Consider the following 23,832-nt stretch of genomic DNA (forward strand, 5'->3'; position numbering starts at 1 on the left):
GCCCGTCAAAATGGCTTGTGACTTTAAGTGTTTGTTTCTTTAATGCGCTAAATATAAGTGATGAGAGATAAAGGGAAAATTGACATTTCTGCAAATGTTGAATGCAAAAAACGCATCTATTAATAAATTAACGAAAGTTTTTTGCAATAATAGGGCGGATGACTTGATAAAATTGACGGGAGAATAAAGATAACACCGAATGTATTGATATTCGGTGTTACTGAGAAAATTAGGTGCGTTTTGTTATTGGCTTAATGGTTTTCGCTTGCATTTCCTGGCGTGCAAACCAACGTACACGTAAAATATCGTATACCAGATTAAATGCATAAGTATAAAATAAGAAAAAGGCAAAAAAGCCAACTTCTAAAATAAACGCATCCCAGAGCGTCATCTTTAATAATAAAGCCAACATTGGGACACCTAAGATAACGAAACTTAATTCGAAGCCAACGGCATGGGCTACACGTACTTTTGCGGGCCTTGGGCCTTTTGATAAAGGCCAAAAACGGTCAAATAGCATGTTATAAAATAGGTTTAATAACATCGCGAGCGTGGAAAGTACGATAGCCACTGTTCCCATCTGGAAAATTGAGCGCCCTAAAATCCATGCACTGACCGGTGCAGTTATTGCAATCGCAATGACTTCAAATGAAACTGCATGAAAAATTCGTTCAGTTAATGTTTTTGTATGCTTGCTCATAACAACCTCAAACTTATAGCAAAATAGTGTATTAGTAAAAAACAGGTGCAATTATTGGCAATTTTTACTATATATACAAAATGGCAGCCATCGATAAAACCGATACCTTATGAATTATTCCATTGAAACATTGCGTACCTTTGTAGAGGCGGCATCGCTAAAATCATTTTCTGCGGCAGCAAGGAAGCTCAATAAAAGTCAGTCCACGATCAGTAGCACGATAAGTGGCTTTGAGGATGACATGGGTTTTGTGTTATTTGACAGACAAGGCCGTGAATCTACGTTAACACTGGCAGGGAAAAAAGTGTTGAGTTTGGTTGAAGATATATTATCAGCGGATGAGCGTTTGCAAGCATTAAGAGTGGAATTATCGCCTGATATAGAGCCACAATTAAGTTGTGCTTTTTCAGATATTTATCAGCCACCCCATGCTGAGCATATTCTAACAACACTAAATAGACAATTCCCTCATATTGAATTCGAATTTCTAATTGCAGAAAATAATGCGGTTATTGAGATGATCCAAAACCAGCAGGCTCATGTTGGAATGATGGAGTCGAGGACTGAATACCCTGCCGATATTTCTTTTTCACGTCTACCTATTCAAGGTGAGCTCGGATTATATGTATTAAAAACACATCCTTTAGCATTAGAAAAGGAGGTGACTTACCAGCATTTAACCATGACCCGTCAATTGCGCTTGAGTAGCAGCAGCCAAATTATTATTAACAGCGAGAAAAATTGGCTAGCACCGAATTATTTATTGTTATTGGAAATGGCGGAGCAAGGTATTGGCTGGGCTATTTTACCTACATGGTTAGTTAAACAATTTGGACATAATGTATTAGTTAGCCTAAATTACGATTTATGGCCTCGTAAAATAGATGTTGATTTAGTTTGGTCTAAAAATAGCCCTCCAGGTAAGGCAGGCTATTGGTTAATCAATAAATTATTGGCTGGTGAGGTTTAAAATAGACGTTATTTAGTATTAATAACGCGTATAAAAATCATCATTTTTAGATTGAAAATCTAAATATTTCATGTAACAAAATGTTATCTTGTAAATAAACGTAATACTATTTTGATAATAAGGCTCATATCGTTAACCTAAATAATATAAATGCTGTCGTTAGCGTTAATTGAGAGGAAAAAATGAAAAAACTATTAGTACCTACATTATTTGCTGTTGTATCTACTATGTCATTTGGTATTCATGCCGCTACAACTCAAGCTGCTACACAAGTTCAAAGTGCAGAACATAAATTAAATGCTTACGAAGAAATTATGGTCGGCAAAGTTTGGACAACGACGGAAGCGTTGGATCAAGATAAAAAAGCGGTAAGTGCTGATGATAAGCAAGTCGCTAATTTCTTTGGTTTAGCTGAGTATTACCCTGATGGTACATTTAACATGACCACTTTCGATGGCAAACCGAAAATGAAAGGGGATTGGTCGTTTGATGAAAATGGAAAAACACGGTCATTAACGGCAAAAAATGATAAGGGTGAAGTCTTATTTACCCGTGTTGTTGAAAATGTCACTGTGACTCCGGAAGAATATACTTACCGTATTTACCCAGAACAAGATAGCAAAGATAAGTACTTTGATATTGTTCATAAAGTAAAAAAATAGTTTTTAATTAATGCCGCGTAATGCGGCATTAATTTTAGGTAAGCTACCGTTCCTTTTATTTAAAACAGGTTTCTGCCCAGCGCGCTAATCCAGCCGTGACGGAGCCAAAATCATCACCTTTTACAATTGGAATATTAGGGAGTTCTTGGGTAATCGCTTGGTGTAATACAGGTGAGCGAGCACTTCCTCCGGTAACAAAAACGGCATCAGGTTGTACGCCACCTTGAATAACCGCTTCTTTCACCAGTTCAATCATTTTACTTTTGGGTGATTCAATAGACTCAACCATTTGGTCATGATGAATATTCACTTCTAATATTTCGCTCATTAGATTAATTTTCGCTAAATATTCAGTGCTATTTGATAATGCGATTTTGGCTTCCTCTGCTTTGCGAACAAGGCTATAACCTAATGTTTGGTTATAAACTTCCAGCAAACGAGCAATCTTTTCTGGTTCTTTGGCATCTTGTTTTAAGCGGGTGAGTGCTAATAAATTTGGCCTTGAATAAAATTCCTTTTGGGCTTCCACATTGTTAATGGCAATGGGGTTCCAAAATTGCAAAAATGGCATTTTTAGCCCTGAGAGTGATTGACTCTCCATACCAAAAGGTTGCATTAATTGTTTTAAGGCGAGGTAAATATCAAGATCATTTCCGCCTACACGTTGACCACTGTGAGCTAATAACGATTGCGTTCTGTCTTTAGTAGCGCGGTAGCTTGGTCCCATTTGAATTAATGAACAATCTGTTGTTCCACCGCCAATATCAACGACTAGGATTATCTGGTCATTATTTAGTGTTGACTCATATTCTAAACCCGCTGCAACGGGTTCAAATTGAAAGGCAATATTATGGAAGCCAGCCCGTTTTGCTGCGCGATATAAAATAGCTTCTGCTTGCTGGTTGGCGGTTTCCCCCCCACGACCATGAAAGTTAATTGGTCGCCCAATGACTGTATCTGCTATCTGATTTTGTGTACTGATTTCAGCAGTATCTTTTATATTACGCATCATGGCGCAAACCAGATCTTCAAAAAAGCTTATTTGTGTTTCATGTAAGCCTGAAGCACCTAAAAATGACTTTGGTGATTTAACGTAATATACGTCACGGGGATCCCGTAGATACAAATCCAATGCAGCTTGGCCGAAAACAATGTCTTCTGGCACTAAATCAATCCCTTCTTCTTGGTTAAATGCGATTGATCTTCTTAGAATTTGTTGCCCAATATTATCGGAAGGTGAAATTTTGCAATGACGAAATAAATGTTCAGAGACGGATTCTCTCGTTGGGGCACAAAGCGTCGATGGAATGTAAGCCTGATTACCCTCCAAAGGTAATAGTTTAGGAACGCCATTTTCCATTACCGCGACAGCACAGTTGGATGTTCCATAATCAAAGCCAATAAACATCACGCCTCCAAAAAGTTGAGTAGCCAAACAAAAAAGGGGAAAGACTTTATATCAAGCGGCTTTGAATTACTATCAGAATAGTAATTTTTATCTTGTTCTGCATTTAGCTCAAGGAAATCAGGGTTAATTCACGCTATCATCATAAGATAAACAATAATGAGACTGGGATGTACGGAGAGGAAATGAACAACCAACAAATAGAATTAATGTCCACAATTACCTGCCCTGAATGCGGGAAATCTGAAACGGAAGAAATGCCAACGGATTCATGCCAATGGTTTTATGAATGCAAACATTGTGGTGTTTTGTTGAAACCATTAAAAGGGGATTGCTGCGTTTTTTGTTCTTATGGCTCAGTTAAATGCCCACCGATCCAAGAAGCTGCAATTACAGGATCTTCCTCTTGCTGTTGCCAAAACTCAGAGAGTTGCAAATAAAAATAAAGCCCCATGGCTGTGAGGTGATCTTTAATAATATGTTTTCCAAATATTAGTGGTCACATTAACGCTATATGGGGCTTTGTTATTTTTTTAAAATGGGTAAGTCTAGGTATTGCCAAGGTTATTTGGTATCAAATTTATATTTAATATATATGCTTCTTACTTTTTTAATTAAGTTAAATCATAAATATGAAGTATGAAATATTTACGTTTTGTTAATTATTGCAATATTTATTCCAAAGAATATTAAAATCATCATTTGGAAACTCTTTCTCATCACTGTCGATTAGTGGAATGGAAACCACATTACGCCCATCTTGATGCAGGTATGTTTTAACAACAAATCGCTTAAAGCTATAAGTGTTTTGTGCAGTAAAAATGAGCACTTCCCCACAAACATAACCTAGCATACCATGGTCTAGAGTTTCTCTTATCTCATGATATTTAACGTTTTTATATTCCGCTGTTTTCGGAAAAGCTAAGAAGTCTTCCACCGCTTTTTGTGATTTAGAAACAATATCTAAATCCGGTGTATAGTTGCTGGCAACACCAGCGACAAACGAAGCGCCAGCTATAAGGCCAATGACTAAAAATGAAAATATTTTATTTTTCATAGTGTTTATTTCTATGTGTAGTTATTTTAATTATTCCTAATAATGCGTAGCTAAAAATAGTTAATATAATTAGTATATATAGATTATATGACTAAATTACTTACGGTATTTTACGCGTACATATTAAGAAATGCTGATTTCATTCAATCTAGCATAAATTTTTTTTAAGTAATAGAGGAAGGAAATAATGACAATCAATAAGAAACGAAAAATTACATATTTAAATAGATTGTCATCCTTTTGAGGGGAAATATCACTTAGTGATAGATTAGCATGTATTAATACCTAAGGTTAGCAATATTAGAATAAAGTTATTATTGTTTATTATTCATGATTTTTGCCATTTGAATAGCTTCAATAAGTTGGGCTCGATTAATCCGAGGACTATTGCTATCGAGTAAGGTTTGCCAAATTCGAATGGCTTTATCATAGTTTGCATTCATAAACGCATCAGAAGCGAGTAACATAAGTGCAGTCACTTCATTATTATCAAGGCTGAGTGCTTTGTTGATAACGGCTAAGGTATCATCTGTTAGGTGCTGGCCCGCTTGATAGTATAAAACAGTGGCAATAGCGGAATACAACTGTGCATTTTCACCTGTGTATTTTAAGGCTCTCTGGTAGGCGATTAACGCATTATCAAAGCTATTTTGGTATAAATAATACTCCCCAAGAACGGCCCAAAGCTCACCGTTTTCAGGAGATTGACGAATATCATTTTGTAGGCGTAATAAGTCATTTTGTTCTTGTTCTAATGGCGTAAAGGCGTTTATTGGGTCAGAAATACGTTGGTATTCATTATAAGTTAATTGAAAACGGGGCAATAAAAAATAGCTTGCCGTAATGCCTGCGAATAATACGATGAGTGAAATATTGAGTTTGCGATTCCATATATTTAGTTGCGAATTTAATTCAGGCATAGCCAGTAATTGTTCTGGCTGGCTTACTGATGATTGTGGCGACCCTTGTTTTCGTTGGGTACGAATGGCGCGTATGAGGTAGTAAGAAATCAGACAAAATGCAAAAAAAGGCAATATCCAAAGAATGGCGGTGGTGAAATTAATAGGCGGATTGTACAGGACAAAATCACCGTAGCGGTCAGTCATATACTGCACTATTTGGGTTTGATCTTTTCCTTCTGACACCATTTTATACACTTGATGGCGCATACTGACAGCGGTAGGGGCGTTAGACTCTAATAGATTTTGATTTTGGCATTGAGGGCAGCGCAGTTGTGAGGCAATCTGCAAAGAATATTCTTGTTCTTCAGCAGAATTAAATTGCCAAGTATCGACAATTTGCGCATTTGCGACCATTGAAATCAATAATAAAAATAGGGCGCGTAAGAGATTAACCATGTTTTTTTCGCCCTCGTATCCAGCCAAATAACAGCCCTAGGCACATGAATATGCCACCGCCCCATATCCATTGAATACCATCTTGCACATAAAAGCGCATTGCATAATGTTGGTCACTGGTTTTCTCACCGAGCACGGCATACCAGTTACGAAGCCATCCCCAGTTGATACCAGGTTCTATCATTAATTGTTGCCGAGCCAAATAAAAACGGCGTTCGGTAATTAAATCATGTTGAAATTGGTCCTCTTGAGTAATATGGATAATGGCTTTTTCAGTGGTGTAATTCGATTGTGCAGCAAGTTGTAAATCAGTAAATTTAAATTGATAGCCTGCCAATGTGATGGTTTGCCCAACGGCCAGATTGACACTGGTTTCTTGACGGCTACCGACGGATAAGGCAATACCCGCAGCAAAAATAACCACGCCAGTATGCGCTAGTAAAGCCGGAAGCTGTTGGCGGATTGTTTGTAAGGGTTTTAACCATAAAATCAACAAAATAGCCACTAATAAACTACAGGCTATCGCGATAATAGCACCTTGTGACGCTAACACTAGGCCAAGTAATAAGCAGAAAAGTGCAATATAAAGAATACGGTGTTTTTTCTGATTAGGATTAAATGCACTTAATGTGATTACCAGCAACATCAGGATGCCAAATGGCAATAAGGTTTGGTTGAAGTAGGGCGCGCCAACCGAAATTTTACCCCAGCTAAATAGCGTATAAATCATTGGGTACAGCGTACCTGTGAGTACAATAAATAGCACGGCGACGAATAAGATTAATGTGAGTAATAAATAAACTTCACGCTGTGTTTTTTCTTGGTTTGTACTGTCAGCTACTTTGGCCTTCCACCCATAGATAAGTAAGCTGGAGAGACTTAAAAAACTGAATAATATAAAGAGCGGGACGGCTCTTACATTGTCTAATGCGAAGGCGTGTACAGACATTAAAATGCCGGAACGGACTATCAGTGTTCCTAATAATGACAGAATAAATGTTGCGATAGCGAGTAATATTGACCAATGGCGATAGAGCCCATTTTTACGTGATACGGCTAAGCTATGAAGGAGTGCGGTAGCACTCAGCCACGGTAACAAAGATGCGTTTTCGACAGGATCCCAAAACCACCATCCACCCCAGCCCAACTCACTATAAGCCCACCATGAGCCAAGGATGATACCGAGAGTGAGTATACACCAACTAGGTACGAGGAAGCGCCAGCAAACCCAAGCGGTTGTTGCATTAAAGGCATTAGATAAAAGAGAGCCAATGACTACAGCACAAACCACGATTAACCCGCTATAACCTAAATAAAGAAGTGGGGGGTGCAGGATTAAGCCCCAATGTTGCAGCATTGGGTTGAGATCTCTCCCTTCAATTGCTGGAGGGAAAATACGTGCGAAAGGGTCGGAGTACAGAACAATAAACAGCAATAAAGCCGCATTAACAATGGCGAGTAGGGTAAGCGTTAATGAAAATAATGGGTGATTTTGCTGACGGTAGCGCCACGCAAATAAGGTACTCCAAGCGGAGATAAACAGTAACCAGAGGAATAATGACCCTTCGTGCCCGCCCCAAACAGCGGCAATTTTGATGGATAACGGAGAGAGTCGGTGGCTATGTTGAGCAACATAAACCACCGAAAAATCACTGTTAATAAAACTGACGGTTAAACAAATATACGCGCCGAGCAATAGGATAAACTGCAAAGATGTCCAAAACACGTTCTGAGGCATCTGCCTCGGAACATGTCTGAAGTGACCAATAAACCCAAATAATGCTTGGAAACTGGTGAGACCCAGCGCCAGCACAAGGCAGATGAAACCCACTTCTGGGAGTATTAGTTCCAATTATCACCTTTATTCTTGAATAAATTATGCAACCGTCAATTGCCCTGCATATAACACAAAAAAACGCAGGCAAAATACGCCGAATAAACTTGCACCACTTACCAGCAAAATTCTTGCTGCACCGTGGCTTTTATCCGCCCATTTTTTTAAGGCTAATGGGATAATAAAACCGAATCCAACCACACCAATCCAGAACCACCACGTCCAGAATCCGCCGCCTAATGCAGCAACTAATGAACGAATTTTACCGTCATCACCTAAGGCTAAGCCGACAAAAAATGCCGCCAATAGGAATATCTCTAACCAAATTACAAACCCTTCTACGCGATGCAAAAAGGCAGCTTCTGGGTTATGAATATTTTTGCGATAGCGTAATGCTAATGCAATTAATGACACGGCAATTCCTGACGATATTCCAGAGAATAGGAATAAAGCAGGTAATAATGGATTGTTTAAGAACGGATAAGATTTTAAGGCTGATAGCAAGAAGCCTGTATAAGCGCCCAGCAATACCGCTAAAACCAGCATAATGATATCGAGAAAGCGCATCACTCGGGTGAGCATTGCTAAGACTCGAGGAATGATGCTGAGTTTCGGCAGCCATTTTTGTTGCAAGCCAATCAGTTCGGTTTCATAAATTTTAGCCAGCCAAACCACTAAGACCGCCATATACACTTGGAATAGCATTACCCCCATCGACATGACGGAGGTTGGGCTGTAATGGAACATCAATTTCCAAAACGTCCATGGACGTGTTAAATGGAGAATCAAAATCAATAAGCCCAGCACAATGGTGGTTGGCGCTAAAATCAGGGTCGTGCGCATTAAGGTGCTGTCACTGCCAGCGGCGTTAGGGTAGTACTGGCGCAATAACACGGCTAATACAACCAAGCCCGCAGAAATACCGATTAAAAATAGGTAAACCGCGATAGGCCAGTCCCAAACCAGTGATTCAAAATGGAAAGCAGAAGCGGTTGTCATTGGCTAACCTCCCCATATTTGAATGGAACTCGGTACATTTTGGGGTGAGTACCAAGTGCGATTTTAAATCGATAAGTAGGTTTCTCTTTTAACATCAAAGAAATATCACTCTTCGGATCGTCCAAATTACCAAATGTGAGTGCTTTGGTTGGGCAAGACTCAACACAAGCAGGTTGCTTGCCATTTTTCAGATTGGTTTTTCGACAAAAATCGCATTTATCCGCTGTTTTATTGACTGGGTGAATAAACCGCACACGGTAAGGGCATGCCGCGATGCAGTATTGGCAGCCCACGCACAAGTCTGGGTTTACATCCACAATCCCTGTGGTTTTATCGATAAAGGAAGCGCCTGTTGGGCAGACATCAACACAAGGTGCACTTTCGCAGTGTTGGCATGAATGGCGAAAGAAGCGATATTTGACATCTGGAAACTGGCCGATGGGTTCACTACGAATAATGGTTAACCGTGAAACACCCTCTGGGACTTGGTTTACCTCGCGGCACGCATCCATGCATGCCGTACAGCCGATACACAAATTTTCATCGTGGATCATACCGTAGCGAACGCCGTCTATTTTCATGGTATTCGCCAGAGTTTGGCCAGCCATCCCTCCTACCGCCGCCAGTGCTCCTGAATAAATAATGAATTGACGACGAGAACAACTCATGGCTGCTCCTTACGCAATTTCACCGCTGCTGGGTTGAAAGCAGGGTTGTCGCGCTGCTCAGAGTGGCAATCAACACAAATCTTCACTTTGCCTTTATCGGTCAGTACCTTCATCGTATCTTGTTTTGGATGGAGGTCATGGCAACTGGCACAGGCCACTTTTGTCACGTGGACATCATGGGGCCAGAATGCTTTTTGTAGTTGCTCCGGTAAGTGGCAAGATAAACAGACACTGTTTTGCTGTTCCACCGTGTACATCGGGTTATTGAAGCGCATAACATCTTTTACGCCTTCGCGGTGATCAGGCCCTGGGTTACCGTGGCAGTTGGTACAAGTCACGGGTAAGTTATTGTTTGGGTTGACCACTTCTGAGTGCGTGCCGTGCATGCCTTCTTTGTCAGGCTTGTGGCAATCTAAGCATGCACCATCAGCGCTGCGTTGCTGTGTGACAACCCAACGGCCATCAGCATTTTCCTCAGCAATTTGAGGTGTAGCGGAGGCGGCAGCTGCCCATAATAAGCCTGTTGCCAGCACCCCAGCAGTGAATAACGAACGTAGTACGCTCATAATTACTCCATTGGTTGTATTGCCCCTTATCATCGGGGCAAATGCGGTTATTTGGCTAATAGGTCATTTTTACGAGCTTGTTCATCCCACTGTGGAACAACAGTTTTTAAGAACTCTTGTTTCTCAGCATTGATTTTTTGCATGTCTAAACCAATGGCTTTTTGCGCTTTTTCTTTAGTGGAAATATCTGGGATGGCAATTTCATGGGTGATGCCTTTCGAACCAAGCAGACGAGCAAGTTTAGTCCGTGCATCCGCGGCTTTATCCATTGCGCCACCTAACATGCGTAAGCCTTCATCAGGGGCATGCATATGGATACCGTGAGACGCAATCGCTAAGTCCCAGCGCCATTGTGCATGGCGAATATCGGTTAGGATTGGCTTCATTTCGTCTTCCGTTGCACCTGCATCCCAAGCGGCTTTCGCCTCAAAGTGAGCACGAACTAACTGATCTTCCACTTTGATTTTCATTTCTTGGATAGCATGTTTACGCTCTGCAACGACATCTTGCAGCTGTTGTTTGCTTTGAGTGTGGCAGTTGCTACAGGTTTGCTCGAAATTATCGAACGGGTTACCAATTTTATGGCTGGTATACAGTTCGCCTTTTTCGTTTTGCAGTTTCGGCATGTGGCAATCAATACAAGTCACATTGTTTTTACCGTGAATGCCTGCGCTCCATGTTTCATATTCAGGGTGTTGTGCTTTTAACAGTGGCGCTTTAGATAGTGTATTTGTCCAATCAGAGAAACCAATATTGTCATAGTACACTTCCATTTCTTCGACTTTGGTTCCGTTATCCCACGGGAACTTAACGGCTTTTTTGTCGCCAGAGAAATAGTACTCAACGTGGCATTGACCACACACCATGGATTGTTGATCAAAGCGGCTCGCTTGGTCGAATGGTTTACCAATGGTTTCCATCGCACGCTCTGCATAAGGGCGCGTTAGGGTGAGCTCAGGTTTTCCTTTCGCAAAATCAGGGGAGTCAGTTTTGTGGCAGTCACCGCAACCGAGAACATTAACGACTTCTGGGCCACCTTTTGCCCATTTACCTTCAAAATAGCCATCTTCACCATGTTCTTGAATAAGTCTTGCAACATCGGGGCTTTTACAGCTCCAACAAGCCATCGGTAGAGGGCCATCTTGTGCATCTTTTGGTGCGCCTGTACGCAATGTTTCGCGCACATCAATGATGGCATACGCATGACCCCGTGGTTTGTTATAGTCACGGGAGAATGGGTATCCTGCCCAAAGAATCACTAAACGCGGATCTTCTGCCAGGGCATCTTCGCGGTTAGCTTGTTCAGAGGTTGCTCGCCAAGAGTGGTATTGGTCTGGGTGAGCGGCTTCGAAAGTTTCATTTCGTGTATTTATTGTGGAGGTGCCATCCTTAGTCGGAGTAGGGGTTTGTGCATGAACAGAGGTAAAGAGAAATATTCCTGCAACTAGACTCAGTAAGCACAGTACATTATTTCTTATGTTTGCCATAAAAAGGGCCTCGAGTAATGTGAGCCAACCATCCCTTCATGTTTCGAGCGATTATTTTAGGGGGTAATCCTGCCCGAACGATTTTGGGTATTTTTTGTTATATAGGTTTGATAGCAAACAGACAGATGCTATCAAGACATTGCCAACTTATATGTGTAACAAAAAACCACACAAAAAATATTGTTTTTGATCAAAAGATAATTTGGATTAAAGAAATAGAATGCAGATAAATAATAAATACGGAGTATTAAAGAAACTGCTATAGTTATTATTGACTAGTTTTAAATTGATCATTTAGGGTAATTATTTAGTAATGATTCTTATTTTTACCCATGAGGTTTGTTTTACATAATAAATTGATTTTTAATAGTATTATCTTTTGATGTGATCCTTTTTATATTTCGCAAAGTAAAATAAGAAATAAATCGTGCGTAATATCAAAAAACTTGCAATTAATTTTTTTCAAAATGACATTACATCTACCACTTTGGTGGTAGATATTGGTGTTAATTTAAACTTAGAACATTAAAACTCGCGTCTAAATTAAATATCTATATTGAATGATTGTTAAAAAATAATTAAAAAATTGTCGGTATTCCCTGATTTTAGTCGTTTTGATATTCAAAAGTTATCAGGAATTCGGATACGGTGATTTTCAGTTGTAAGTCGTGTTATTACTCCTTTTACCTACTAGGTAGTATGTATTTTTCTAACCTCTATCGTTAATATTTCTCATAAATAATACACATATAAAAACTGCGGTTTATCAGTACTTTTTTACGATTTTGTTGGCAATGTAAAGGAAATAAACATGGTTGATCTCACCCGTCGGGGAGTATTAACTGGTGCGTGGCGTAATGCCGCTCCAGTGGTTCGACCGCCATGGAGTGGTAGTGAAGCGCACTTTATTGAAAAGTGTACCCGTTGCAACGCTTGCGTAGAAAGTTGTGAAACGACTATTTTGCAAGCTGGCGCAGGCGGATACCCTGTTGTCGATTTTAAACGTGGCGAATGTACCTTTTGCTACGCGTGTGCGACCGCCTGTCCTGAACCTATTTTCCTGCCACAACAAACCCAACCTTGGGATATCACCGTTTCTATCGGTCAAAACTGCCTTGCATTTAAATCTATCGAATGCCGCCGTTGCCAAGACAGTTGTGAACCTGAAGTTATCTCTTTTCGTCCGTCACTGGCAGGTATTTACCAGCCAAAAATAGAAACACAAGGCTGTACAGGCTGTGGTGCCTGTGTTGCAGGTTGCCCTGTATCAGCCATTACCGTGGAGCATGAACATGCACAGTAAATATCAAGTGTGCAGTTTGATTGTACAAATAAAAAGCGAACGAATGTCTGCTGTGACCGAGAAAATAAATCAGTTTCCGAACTGTGAAGTGGCGATTAGCGCCCCTGAAAACGGAAAACTGATTGTCGTTGTTGAAGGGCAAGGCAGTAAAACGTTGTTAGATACTATTGATTTAGTACGCGATTTAGAAGGCGTGCTAGATGTTTCGCTGGTGTATCACCAGCAGGATGAGCAAGGTGAGGAAGATTATGAAACTCAGTCGTCGTAGCTTTATGAAAGCCAATGCGATAGCGGCCGCTGCTGCGGCGGCAGGTATTGGCACACCCAGTATTGCGAAAGCGGTCGTCGGTCAACAAGAAAGCATTAAGTGGGACAAAGCCCCATGCCGTTTCTGCGGTACAGGTTGTGGTGTCCTTGTTGGCACACAAAATGGCCGTATTGTTGCGAGCCAAGGTGACCCTGAAGCCCCTGTAAACCGTGGCCTAAACTGTATCAAAGGTTATTTCTTACCGAAAATCATGTACGGAAAAGACCGTTTAACGCAGCCAATGCTGCGCATGAAAGACGGTGAATATGACAAAAATGGCGAATTCACTCCGATTACGTGGGAACAAGCATTTGATGTCATGGAAGAAAAAGTCAAAACCACCTTAAAAGAAAAAGGCCCAGAAGGGATCGGCATGTTCGGTTCGGGTCAATGGACAGTTTGGGAAGGTTATGCCTCATCTAAACTGTTTAAAGGTGGTTTTCGTTCTAACAACTTAGACCCGAATGCGCGCCACTGTATGGCGTCAGCGGTAGTCGGTTTTATGCGTACCTTTGGTATGGATGAACCGATGGGTTGTTATGATGATATTGAGCACGCAGATGCTTTCGTTCTGTGGGGCTCAAACATGGCCGAAATGCACCCGATTTTATGGTCGCGCATTACTAACCGTCGTTTATCTAATCCAGACGTACGTGTTGCGGTGCTGTCTACGTTTAAACACCGTAGCTTTGAACTTGCGGATAATGGCATTGTATTTACGCCGCAGTCTGACTTGGTAATCTTGAACTATATTGCGAACTATATTATTGAAAATAATGCAGTTAATCAGGATTTCTTGGATAAACACGTTAACTTACGCCGTGGTGCAACAGACATCGGTTATGGTTTACGTCCGACTCACCCATTAGAAAAAAGCGCGAAAAACGCAGGTTCTGATGCCTCTGAACCAATGACATGGGATGAGTACAAAGCCTTCGTTGCGGAATATACCTTAGACAAAACCGCAGAAATGACGGGTGTACCAAAAGACCAGTTAGTTGAATTAGCTGAGCTGTATGCGAACCCGAAAACCAAAGTGGTTTCTTACTGGACAATGGGCTTTAACCAGCACACTCGTGGTGTTTGGGCAAATAACCTTGCGTACAACCTGCACTTATTAACCGGCAAAATTTCTCAACCGGGTTGTGGTCCGTTCTCCTTAACGGGTCAGCCATCAGCCTGTGGTACCGCACGTGAAGTGGGAACTTTCTCACACCGTTTACCTGCGGATATGGTGGTCACTAACGAAAAACACCGTGAAAAAGTAGAAGGTGTTTGGGGATTACCTGCGGGCACCATCCCAGAAAAAGTGGGTTTACACGCCGTTGCACAAGACCGTGCCTTAAAAGACGGGAAGCTGAATTTCTACTGGGTCATGTGTAATAACAACATGCAAGCGGGCCCAAATATCAACGAAGAGCGTATGCCGGGGTGGCGCGATCCGCGTAACTTTATCGTGGTATCTGACCCATACCCAACGGTCAGTGCATTGGCTGCCGACTTAATCTTACCTACCGCAATGTGGGTAGAGAAAGAAGGGGCTTACGGTAACGCAGAGCGTCGTACTCAATTCTGGCGCCAACAAGTTCAAGCGCCGGGCGAAGCTAAATCTGACTTAATGCAGATGGTGTTATTCTCTAAACGCTTTAAAACTGATGAAGTGTGGCCAGAAGAGTTACTGGCGAAAAAACCAGAACTGCGTGGTAAAACGTTGTACGACGTCTTATTTGCGAATGAAGCTGTGAGTAAATTCCCTATCAGCGAATTAGCAGATGACCAGCTAAACGATGAGTCACGTGAGTTAGGCTTCTACTTACAAAAAGGCTTATTTGAAGAGTACGCAGGGTTTGGCCGTGGTCATGGTCATGACTTAGCGGACTTTGATGCTTACCACAAAGCTCGCGGTATCCGTTGGCCAGTGGTGGATGGCAAAGAAACTCAATGGCGTTATAGCGAAGGGAATGACCCTTACGTTAAAGCGGGTGAAGGTTACCAATTCTACGGTAAACCAGACGGCAAAGCGGTGATTTTTGCTCTGCCATTTGAGCCCGCCGCGGAATCACCAGATAAAGAATATGACCTGTGGTTATCAACAGGGCGTGTCCTTGAACATTGGCATACCGGTAGTATGACCCGCCGTGTGCCTGAATTGCACCGTGCTTTCCCTGAATCGTTAGTGTTTATGCATCCACTCGATGCGAAAGACCGTGGATTGCGTCGTGGTGACAAAGTCAAAGTGGTTTCTCGTCGCGGTGATGTGACAACTATCGTTGAAACTCGCGGCCGTAATAGACCACCAAAAGGCTTGGTGTACATGGCGTTCTTTGATGCAGCGCAATTAGTGAATAACTTAACACTGGATGCGACTGACCCACTTTCGAAAGAAACGGACTACAAAAAATGTGCCGTTAAACTGGAAAAGGTGTAATTGCTCATGCCCCAGAAAACTAATCCTAACAAGGTTAAGTCCCAGAATAGTCGCCGTCGCTTTTTGCGTGATGTAGGTCGCGCAGCAGGTGGGTTAGTGGCTGTTGGTGTGGTACTGGGGCTTCAGCAACAAACCTCCCGAGCGAGTGGAGTGAGACTTCGCCCGCCGGGTGCGCTGAATGAAACTGCATTTGCCAGTGCCTGTGTGCGCTGTGGTCAATGCGTTCAAGCCTGCCCTTATGACATGTTGAAATTAGCCACATTGGCATCAGGTCTGGCAGCGGGAACACCGTATTTTATCGCCCGCGAAAATCCATGTGAAATGTGTGAAGACATTCCCTGCGCGAAAGTGTGCCCAAGTGGCGCGCTGGATAAAGACATTGAGTCTATCAATGATGCGCGTATGGGCTTGGCTGTGTTACTTGACCAAGAAAACTGTCTGAATTTCCAAGGGTTGCGTTGCGATGTGTGTTACCGCGTTTGTCCGCTTATTGACGAAGCTATCACATTGGAACTTGAGCAAAACCATCGAACAGGTAAACACGCGCGTTTCTTACCAACCGTAAACAGCAATTACTGCACGGGTTGTGGTAAATGCGAGCAAGCTTGTGTGTTGGAAGAAGCGGCTATCAAAGTGTTGCCAAGAGACTTGGCGAAAGGTGAATTAGGCCATCATTACCGTTTTGGTTGGCTGGAGGGAAACAATGGCAAATCGTAAACGCGACGCCGGACGTGAAGCTCAGGCAAAAAAAGGGTGGTGGCAGAGCCACAAATGGTTGGTATTAAGGCGTGTCAGCCAATTATTGGTGCTAGCGATGTTTTTGAGTGGTCCATGGTTTGGTGTGTGGATCTTACACGGGAACTATAGCAGCAGCTTATTGTTAGACACTGTGCCATTGACCGACCCACTGATTACGTTAGAGAGCTTAGCAAGTGGTTACTTACCGGGGATCTCTGCGCTGATCGGTGCCGCCATCGTGTTCGGTGTGTATGCGCTATTAGGTAAACGCATTTTTTGCAGTTGGGTTTGCCCTGTTAATCCGATAACTGACGCCGCGGCATGGCTGCGCCGTAAGTTTGACCTGAACCAATCTGCCACCATTCCACGTTACATTCGTTATGTGTTGCTGGTGGTGATTTTAGTGGGGTCAGCGGTGACAGGCACGTTACTGTGGGAATGGCTAAACCCAGTTTCATTAATGGGGCGCAGTTTAATTTTCGGTTTTGGAAGTGGCGCATTGGTTTTAGTAGCGCTGTTTTTATTCGATTTATTGGTAGTGGAACATGGATGGTGCGGCCACCTTTGCCCATTAGGCGCACTGTATGGTGTCGCGGGTTGTAAAGGCGCACTGGTCGTCACAGCGGTGAATAAAAAAGACTGTAGCCGCTGTATGGATTGTTTCCACGTTTGTCCGGAGCCGCAAGTGTTGCGTGCCCCGGTCCTCGATAAACAAGCCCCAGCATTGATTTCCGATAAAGACTGCATCACGTGCGGTCGCTGTATCGACGTCTGTTCTGAGGATGTTTTTAAAATAACACTACGATGGAGCTCGGGAGCTAAATCATGAAAAATTCAGTCCTGAAAAAGACGCTAAGCCGCGCAATCGCAGGTATGCTCTTTGTTGTTAGTGGCCTAGTTTGGGCTGCTAATGGTGTCGATTTGACGCAATCACCTGAAGTGTCTGGTACGACTGAGGGAAGTATTCATATTCCTAAAGAGCAAGAAAGAATGGCACTAAACTATGTGAACCAGCCGCCGATGATCCCACATAGTGTGGATGGTTACCAAATTACCACCAACACAAACCGTTGTTTACAGTGCCACGGCGTTGAAAACTACCGTACGACAGGTGCGCCGCGTGTTAGCCCAACACACTTTATGGATGCCACGGGGAAAGTGTTGGGTGAAGTCGCACCAAACCGTTATTTCTGTTTACAGTGCCATGTACCGCAATCTGATACGCCGGCTATCATTGATAACACATTTACCCCATCCAAAGGCTTTGGGAAATAAGGGGGAATTATGGCAAATAATAACGAAAAACCAACAACGGGCGACAAGCCGAAGAAAAAAGGCTTGTTTGGGCTTATTGGACGTATATGGCAGTGGTGGCGTAGACCAAGCCGTTTAGCATTAGGCACTTTATTGCTAATTGGCTTTGTCAGTGGCGTGATTTTCTGGGGCGGGTTCAACACCGGTATGGAGATGGCAAATACTGAAGAATTTTGTATTAGCTGTCACGAAATGCGTGAAAATGTCTATGAAGAATATATGGATACAATTCACTATACTAACCGTAGTGGTGTTCGTGCAACTTGCCCAGATTGCCACGTACCTCACGAATTTGGCCCGAAAATGGTGCGTAAAATCCAAGCCAGTAAAGAGTTATACGGGAAAATTTTTGGCATTATCGATACACCGCAAAAATTTGAAGATCACCGTTTAGCCATGGCGCAAAGTGAGTGGCGGCGCATGAAAAACAATGACTCGCAGGAGTGCCGTAACTGCCACAACTTTGAGTATATGGATTTCACAGCCCAAAAAGGGGTAGCAGCCAAAATGCATGACCAAGCCGTTACGGATGGTAAAACCTGTATAGACTGCCATAAAGGGATTGCTCATAAGCTGCCTGATATGCGCGAAGTCGAGCCGGGCTTTTAATTTGGAGACATCGTTTTATGATGAGTTATCTCAATGAATTATAAGTGATGATCACGAAATAGGCTGATTATGCGTAAGAGTATAATCAGCCTAAGTTATATTTGTGTTAAATCAATATCTTTGCTTTTTTAATGTGTATTGTATGATGCTGTCACTCAGCATTTACTAACAATATAATAAATCAGGGTAATTAAACTATGTGGAAAAAGCTTCATCAACTTGCCATCCCCGTTAACCTTTACCGGTTATGTGGGCGTCTAGTACCGTGGTTTATTATATTAAGTGTGATTTGTTTAGCGGTAGGTTGGGTCTGGGGCTTCGGTTTTGCACCAACCGATAAAGTACAAAGCGAGAGCTACCGCATCATGTATATCCACGTGCCTGCTGCGATGTGGTCAATGGGGATTTATGCCACTATGGCTATCACGGCCTTTATTGGGCTGGTGTGGCAGATGAAAGTGTCTGAACTGGCGATTGCCGCGATGGCACCCGTTGGCGCGGTTTTTACTTTCATTGCATTAGTCACTGGCGCGACCTGGGGTAAGCCGATGTGGGGCGCTTGGTGGGTGTGGGATGCACGCTTAACCTCTGAATTGATTCTATTTTTTCTGTATGTGGGCGTTATTGCGTTATGGCATGCTTTTGATGATCGCCGTACCGCAGGCAAAGCCGCGGCGATTTTAGTATTAATTGGCGTGATTAACTTACCTATCATTCATTACTCTGTTGAATGGTGGCAAACGCTGCATCAGCCGTCAACACGGATGCAAGAAAGTATCAACCCAGCGATGCGCACACCACTACGGTTAGCTATCCTCGGGTATTTATTCTTATTTATCTCTTTAACACTCATTCGCTTACGTAATCAGTTATTGGTTCTCGAACGTAATCGCCCTTGGGTGCTCGATATTGTGAAAAAAGGAGGGCGCCCTCAATGACCAGTGCATTTGCATCTTGGAGCGATTTCTTTGCGATGGGAGGCTATGGGTTTTATGTCTGGTTGGCGGTAGCGCTGACTTTAATTCCCATTTTGCTACTCTGTATACATACCGTTATCCAACGAAAAATAATTATTAATGCCATTATTCAACAGCAAGCTCGCGAACAAAGACAAAAAGCCGCAAGAGCGCGTAGGGAGGGGATGTGAATATTCGTCGTCGTAACCGACTTTGGTTGATTTGTTCCATACTTATTGGAGTTGGCTTAACGCTAGCACTGATCCTCTACGCACTGCGCTCAAGTATTGACCTCTTTTATACACCCGGTGAAATCATTTACGGTAAACGTGAAACTCAGCAAATGCCTGAGGTTGGGCAACGTTTACGTGTGGGGGGTATGGTCATGCCAGGCAGTGTCGTGCGCGATGCTGATCCAAAATCATTAAAAATCACCTTCACTGTTTATGATGCAGAAGCCGAAATTGATGTCAGTTATGAAGGCATCTTGCCGGACTTATTTAAAGAGGGGCAAGGCGTCGTCGTACAAGGTGAATTACAAGAAAACAACCATGTTTTAGCGAAAGAGGTACTGGCAAAACATGATGAAAACTACACGCCGCCAGAAGTGGAAAAAGCGATGCAAGAAAACCACCGGAGACCTGCCGCAGCCTATAAGGAAAATGCGTCATGATCCCAGAAATTGGTAGCATTTTACTGTGTTTAGCGCTAGGCCTTGCCGTTTTGCTGTCTATCTACCCATTGTGGGGAGTGGCTCGCAACGATACGCGCTTGATGGCCTCATCGCGCCCATTGGCGTGGTTATTGTTTCTTTGTGTGACGGGGGCGTTTCTTGTTCTCGTCAATGCGTTTGTCGTAAATGATTTCTCTGTCACTTATGTGGCGAACAACTCCAATACTCAACTACCAATTTGGTACCGTGTTGCCGCAACGTGGGGTGCTCACGAAGGTTCCCTGTTGTTATGGGTCTTGTTGATGAGTGGCTGGACATTTGCGGTTGCGCTGTTTAGCTATCGCATGCCGCTGGATATCGTTGCTCGCGTGCTTGCTGTAATGGGGATGGTGAGCGTCGGTTTCTTGTTGTTTATCATTTTTACCTCAAACCCATTTTCACGCACATTGCCGTCGTTTCCGATTGAAGGGCGCGACCTGAACCCATTGTTGCAAGACCCCGGTCTTATCTTCCACCCACCTTTATTGTATATGGGGTATGTGGGCTTCTCGGTGGCATTTGCCTTTGCGATTGCGGCCTTGCTCAGTGGGCGATTAGACAGCTCCTTTACCCGTTTTGCACGCCCTTGGACGATGGCTGCGTGGTTCTTCTTAACCCTCGGGATCATGTTAGGTTCCGCATGGGCATATTATGAGCTTGGTTGGGGCGGCTGGTGGTTCTGGGACCCAGTAGAGAATGCCTCCTTTATGCCATGGTTGGTGGGAACGGCGTTAATCCACTCTTTATCAGTGACAGAACAACGGGCGACGTTTAAAGCGTGGTCATTGCTCTTGTCGATATTTGCTTTCTCATTATGTTTACTCGGCACATTCTTAGTGCGATCGGGCGTATTGGTTTCCGTGCATGCGTTCGCTTCTGACCCATCCCGCGGGCTATTCATCTTAGCATTTATGGTGCTGGTGATTGGTGGCTCGCTGTTGGTGTTTGCGTTACGAGGCCATAAAGTTCGTTCACGGGTCAACAATGCGCTGTGGTCACGAGAGTCAATGTTATTGGGTAATAACGTGATTTTAACCGCAGCGATGTTAGTCGTGCTGCTTGGCACATTACTTCCGTTAGTGCATAAACAAATCGGGTTAGGCACCATTTCTATTGGTGAGCCATTCTTTAACACCATGTTCATTGCATTGATGGTGCCTTTTGCCTTGTTATTAGGGATTGGGCCATTGGTTCGCTGGGGGCGTGACCGTCCTGCGGCGATTAAAAAAATGCTGATTATTGCAACGGTGATGACGCTGATTCTGTCATTTGCATTACCTATGCTGATGGAAGACCGCGTTGAAGCATTAACCGTAGTCGGTTTGATGATGGCAATATGGATTGCCATTTTAGCGTTCGCTGAAATGAAAGTGCGTATTAGCAAAAAAATCAAACTTACCCCAAGTTACTGGGGCATGGTTTGTGCGCACTTAGGCTTAGCGGTCACCATTGTCGGGATTGCCTTTAGTCAAAACTACAGTATTGAGCGCGATGTGAAAATGAAACCGGGGGATAACATTGCTATTCACGGTTACACCTTCACGTTTAATGGTGTACATGAAGCGGATGGCCCGAACTACCAAGGGGTTATCGGCAGTATTTCCGTCACCAAAAACGACAAAGTGGTTAGCATCTTAATGCCCGAAAAACGTTTTTACAGCGTGAGCCGTGCCGTTATGACTGAAGCGGCGATTGATGGTGGGATTACCCGCGATTTATATGCTGCTCTCGGTGAGGAAGTCGATAAAAACACGTGGACCATGCGTTTGTATTATAAACCTTTTGTTCGCTGGATTTGGTCTGGCGGTGTGTTAATGGCAATCGGCGCGTTGTTCTGCCTGTTTGACCCACGTTATCGTCGTCGTAAATTACAAGGGGAAACAGCATGAACCGCAAAGTCTTTTTAATCCCTTTTATTATCTTCGCAGGGATAGCTGCGGTATTGCTGTGGCAGTTGATGCGTAATGCAGAGGGCGATGACCCACGTTTATTGGAATCGGCATTAATTGGCAAGCCCGTGCCCGTTTTCCGCTTGGAATCGTTAGAAAACCCCGGAAAGCATTACGAGTCAGAGGTGTTAACGCAAGGCCAGCCTATCTTATTGAATGTTTGGGCAACATGGTGCGTCACTTGCCGTGCAGAGCACCAATACCTCAACACGTTATCCGCGCAAGGTGTGCGTGTGGTTGGCTTAAATTACAAAGACAAACGCGACAAAGCGGTTGTGTGGTTACGTCAGCTGGGCAACCCTTATGCATTGAGTTTATTTGATGGTGAAGGCATGTTAGCGCTTGATCTTGGGGTTTATGGTGCGCCAGAAACCTTCCTTATTGATGGCAATGGCATTATCCGTTACCGCCACGCAGGGGCAATGGATGAACGTGTCTGGGAAAAAGAATTTAAGCCCCTTTGGGAGCGCTATAACCAGGAGGCGAACCAATGAGGTATTTACTCGGTTTATTGATGTTGGCTCTTAGTGCAACAATCACGTATGCCTCTACGGAAGTATTTACGTTTGATAACGAACAGCAAGAGCAGCAATTTCGTAAATTAACGGAAGAGTTGCGTTGTCCTAAGTGCCAAAATAACAGTATTGCCGATTCTAACTCGATGATTGCACTGGATTTACGCCAAAAAGTGTATGAGTTGATGAAAGAAGGCAAAAACCGTGATGAAATCGTCGATTATATGGTGGCGCGTTATGGTTACTTTGTTACTTATAACCCACCATTAACGCCATTAACCATAATGTTATGGGGGCTGCCATTTGCCGCGATTATCATTGGTGGTTGGATTATTTTTGCCCGCTCGAAAAAACGCGTGCGCATCAAGCAAGTCGAAAACGGAGAAGAAGATGAAATTCCGGAAGCTTCACGGGCAAGTAATTGGGTTTACCTGCCGGGTGTAGTCATAGCACTCGGCGTTGCTGCTGGGGCGTATTATCAAGTGGGCAGTTATGAAAAAGTTGCCGATTGGAATAATGCTTATCAACAAGCACCTGCCTTGCTGGATAGAGCCTTAGACCCGTCAGAGCCGCCGCTGAATAATGCCGAAATGGAGCACTTAGCATTAGGCTTGCGTACTCGCTTACAAGAAGACCCGCAAAATGTAGAAGCATGGGTGATGTTAGGGCGCATTGGCATGGTGCTGGGTAATGCAACGATGGCAACCGATGCGTATGGCCGTGCGTACCGCCTTTCACCGAAAGATGAGAATGTGGTGATTGGTTATGCAGAAGTCTTAACGCGTTCCTCTGACCCTGAAGATAATCGCCAAGGTGCAGAGTTACTGAAAAAGCTGATTGCAGAAGACCGCACGAATGTAAAAGCGTTAAGTATTTTTGCTTTCAATGCTTTTGAGCAAGAGCGTTACGCAGAGGCGATTTCAGCATGGCAAATGATGTTAAAACTGCTGCCTGAAAATGATCAGCGCCGAGTGATTATCGAGCGCAGCGTAGAGCAAGCACTAATGATGGTGCATGAAAAGAAAGGCATGCCTGCTGATAAGTAACATCAGTTTGGTCTATATGATTAAAACGGGGGCGTAAGTCCCCGTTTTTGTTTTTATAGTTTTAAGTCCCTCCAAGTCACGTTAGCGCCTTTAGCGAACAATGCTTTGCTTCAAAGGCGTAAAACATCACAATCCCACTTAACCTACCTCTGCCATGTTCCTCTGCTTCAACCAGTTCTTGCTGTTGGTTTGTATGAATGTATTGAATTGTGAATACCATCACAAATAGCGGCTTCTTCATTATTTATA

The 23,832-nt window shown here is 43.2% G+C and carries 26 protein-coding genes; 16 read left to right on the forward strand and 10 right to left on the reverse strand.

Annotated elements, in window-relative coordinates:
* Positions 1-229: 229 nt before the first annotated feature.
* Positions 230-700: a multidrug/biocide efflux PACE transporter gene (locus AC4IFT_RS01175; protein WP_490733769.1), complete on the reverse strand. Its 471-nt coding sequence runs from the start codon at positions 698-700 to the stop codon at positions 230-232.
* A 109-nt stretch (positions 701-809) separates the two neighbouring features.
* On the opposite strand from AC4IFT_RS01175, the gene AC4IFT_RS01180 reads away from it, so the two are divergent.
* Both AC4IFT_RS01180 and AC4IFT_RS01185 read left to right on the forward strand, forming a co-directional pair.
* The gene (locus AC4IFT_RS01180) at positions 810-1,670 is read left to right on the forward strand and encodes a LysR family transcriptional regulator (RefSeq protein WP_490733767.1); all 861 of its coding nucleotides are present in this window, start codon (positions 810-812) and stop codon (positions 1,668-1,670) included.
* Between the two features lie 182 nt (positions 1,671-1,852).
* Positions 1,853-2,332: a DUF4822 domain-containing protein gene (locus AC4IFT_RS01185; protein ID WP_490733765.1), complete on the forward strand. Its 480-nt coding sequence runs from the start codon at positions 1,853-1,855 to the stop codon at positions 2,330-2,332.
* 55 nt (positions 2,333-2,387) lie between these two features.
* On the opposite strand, the gene yegD is transcribed toward AC4IFT_RS01185, so the two are convergent.
* Positions 2,388-3,740, reverse strand: coding sequence for a molecular chaperone (gene yegD / locus AC4IFT_RS01190; protein ID WP_490733763.1), 1,353 nt, complete (start codon positions 3,738-3,740; stop codon positions 2,388-2,390).
* Positions 3,741-3,922: 182 nt separating this feature from the next.
* On the opposite strand from yegD, the gene AC4IFT_RS01195 reads away from it, so the two are divergent.
* Positions 3,923-4,177, forward strand: coding sequence for a GDCCVxC domain-containing (seleno)protein (locus tag AC4IFT_RS01195; protein WP_490750430.1), 255 nt, complete (start codon positions 3,923-3,925; stop codon positions 4,175-4,177).
* Positions 4,178-4,395: 218 nt separating this feature from the next.
* On the opposite strand, the gene AC4IFT_RS01200 is transcribed toward AC4IFT_RS01195, so the two are convergent.
* From AC4IFT_RS01200 to nrfA, 7 genes are all read right to left on the reverse strand, one after another.
* A complete protein-coding gene (locus tag AC4IFT_RS01200; protein WP_490733759.1) occupies positions 4,396-4,794 on the reverse strand; it encodes a hypothetical protein in 399 nt (132 codons plus the stop codon).
* A gap of 314 nt (positions 4,795-5,108) precedes the next feature.
* Positions 5,109-6,152: a heme lyase NrfEFG subunit NrfF gene (nrfF, locus tag AC4IFT_RS01205; RefSeq protein ID WP_490750432.1), complete on the reverse strand. Its 1,044-nt coding sequence runs from the start codon at positions 6,150-6,152 to the stop codon at positions 5,109-5,111.
* Positions 6,145-8,004, reverse strand: a complete 1,860-nt coding sequence (locus AC4IFT_RS01210; RefSeq protein WP_490733755.1) for a heme lyase CcmF/NrfE family subunit — start codon at positions 8,002-8,004, stop codon at positions 6,145-6,147. The genes nrfF and AC4IFT_RS01210 overlap by 8 nt, the downstream gene beginning before the upstream one ends.
* Before the next feature lie 24 nt (positions 8,005-8,028).
* Complete coding sequence (gene nrfD / locus AC4IFT_RS01215; protein ID WP_490733753.1) at positions 8,029-8,985, reverse strand: cytochrome c nitrite reductase subunit NrfD; 957 nt, start codon at positions 8,983-8,985, stop codon at positions 8,029-8,031.
* A complete protein-coding gene (gene nrfC / locus AC4IFT_RS01220) occupies positions 8,982-9,653 on the reverse strand; it encodes a cytochrome c nitrite reductase Fe-S protein (protein ID WP_490733751.1) in 672 nt (223 codons plus the stop codon). The genes nrfD and nrfC overlap by 4 nt, the downstream gene beginning before the upstream one ends.
* Complete coding sequence (nrfB, locus tag AC4IFT_RS01225) at positions 9,650-10,219, reverse strand: cytochrome c nitrite reductase pentaheme subunit (RefSeq protein ID WP_219246320.1); 570 nt, start codon at positions 10,217-10,219, stop codon at positions 9,650-9,652. Before nrfB ends, nrfC begins: the two co-directional genes overlap by 4 nt.
* Positions 10,220-10,266: 47 nt before the next feature.
* Positions 10,267-11,706, reverse strand: coding sequence for an ammonia-forming nitrite reductase cytochrome c552 subunit (nrfA, locus tag AC4IFT_RS01230; protein ID WP_490750433.1), 1,440 nt, complete (start codon positions 11,704-11,706; stop codon positions 10,267-10,269).
* 811 nt (positions 11,707-12,517) lie between these two features.
* On the opposite strand from nrfA, the gene napF reads away from it, so the two are divergent.
* From napF to AC4IFT_RS01295, 13 genes are all read left to right on the forward strand, one after another.
* Positions 12,518-13,009: a ferredoxin-type protein NapF gene (gene napF / locus AC4IFT_RS01235; protein ID WP_490733746.1), complete on the forward strand. Its 492-nt coding sequence runs from the start codon at positions 12,518-12,520 to the stop codon at positions 13,007-13,009.
* Positions 12,999-13,277, forward strand: coding sequence for a chaperone NapD (gene napD, locus AC4IFT_RS01240; protein WP_273803969.1), 279 nt, complete (start codon positions 12,999-13,001; stop codon positions 13,275-13,277). The genes napF and napD overlap by 11 nt, the downstream gene beginning before the upstream one ends.
* On the forward strand, positions 13,258-15,744 hold the full coding sequence (napA, locus tag AC4IFT_RS01245) for a nitrate reductase catalytic subunit NapA (RefSeq protein ID WP_353242170.1): 2,487 nt from the start codon (positions 13,258-13,260) through the stop codon (positions 15,742-15,744). Before napD ends, napA begins: the two co-directional genes overlap by 20 nt.
* A gap of 6 nt (positions 15,745-15,750) precedes the next feature.
* Positions 15,751-16,461, forward strand: coding sequence for a ferredoxin-type protein NapG (gene napG, locus AC4IFT_RS01250; protein ID WP_219246330.1), 711 nt, complete (start codon positions 15,751-15,753; stop codon positions 16,459-16,461).
* Positions 16,448-17,311, forward strand: a complete 864-nt coding sequence (gene napH / locus AC4IFT_RS01255; RefSeq protein ID WP_273803968.1) for a quinol dehydrogenase ferredoxin subunit NapH — start codon at positions 16,448-16,450, stop codon at positions 17,309-17,311. Before napG ends, napH begins: the two co-directional genes overlap by 14 nt.
* On the forward strand, positions 17,308-17,757 hold the full coding sequence (gene napB, locus AC4IFT_RS01260) for a nitrate reductase cytochrome c-type subunit (protein ID WP_273803967.1): 450 nt from the start codon (positions 17,308-17,310) through the stop codon (positions 17,755-17,757). Before napH ends, napB begins: the two co-directional genes overlap by 4 nt.
* A 9-nt stretch (positions 17,758-17,766) precedes the next feature.
* Positions 17,767-18,405, forward strand: a complete 639-nt coding sequence (napC, locus tag AC4IFT_RS01265) for a cytochrome c-type protein NapC (protein ID WP_490750434.1) — start codon at positions 17,767-17,769, stop codon at positions 18,403-18,405.
* Between the two features lie 197 nt (positions 18,406-18,602).
* Positions 18,603-19,343 (forward strand): heme ABC transporter permease, encoded by a 741-nt coding sequence (locus AC4IFT_RS01270; RefSeq protein ID WP_353242173.1) that lies wholly within the window; start codon positions 18,603-18,605, stop codon positions 19,341-19,343.
* The gene (ccmD, locus tag AC4IFT_RS01275; RefSeq protein WP_490733740.1) at positions 19,340-19,552 is read left to right on the forward strand and encodes a heme exporter protein CcmD; all 213 of its coding nucleotides are present in this window, start codon (positions 19,340-19,342) and stop codon (positions 19,550-19,552) included. The genes AC4IFT_RS01270 and ccmD overlap by 4 nt, the downstream gene beginning before the upstream one ends.
* Complete coding sequence (gene ccmE / locus AC4IFT_RS01280; RefSeq protein WP_225819741.1) at positions 19,549-20,034, forward strand: cytochrome c maturation protein CcmE; 486 nt, start codon at positions 19,549-19,551, stop codon at positions 20,032-20,034. The genes ccmD and ccmE overlap by 4 nt, the downstream gene beginning before the upstream one ends.
* Positions 20,031-21,962: a heme lyase CcmF/NrfE family subunit gene (locus AC4IFT_RS01285; RefSeq protein ID WP_490750435.1), complete on the forward strand. Its 1,932-nt coding sequence runs from the start codon at positions 20,031-20,033 to the stop codon at positions 21,960-21,962. The genes ccmE and AC4IFT_RS01285 overlap by 4 nt, the downstream gene beginning before the upstream one ends.
* Positions 21,959-22,516: a DsbE family thiol:disulfide interchange protein gene (locus tag AC4IFT_RS01290; protein WP_219246344.1), complete on the forward strand. Its 558-nt coding sequence runs from the start codon at positions 21,959-21,961 to the stop codon at positions 22,514-22,516. The genes AC4IFT_RS01285 and AC4IFT_RS01290 overlap by 4 nt, the downstream gene beginning before the upstream one ends.
* Positions 22,513-23,583 (forward strand): cytochrome c-type biogenesis protein CcmH, encoded by a 1,071-nt coding sequence (locus tag AC4IFT_RS01295; RefSeq protein WP_490733735.1) that lies wholly within the window; start codon positions 22,513-22,515, stop codon positions 23,581-23,583. Before AC4IFT_RS01290 ends, AC4IFT_RS01295 begins: the two co-directional genes overlap by 4 nt.
* 76 nt (positions 23,584-23,659) lie before the next feature.
* On the opposite strand, the gene AC4IFT_RS01300 is transcribed toward AC4IFT_RS01295, so the two are convergent.
* Positions 23,660-23,806 (reverse strand): hypothetical protein, encoded by a 147-nt coding sequence (locus tag AC4IFT_RS01300; protein WP_490733733.1) that lies wholly within the window; start codon positions 23,804-23,806, stop codon positions 23,660-23,662.
* Positions 23,807-23,832: the final 26 nt, after the last annotated feature.

Source organism: Providencia sp. UF-183 (assembly GCF_058246155.1).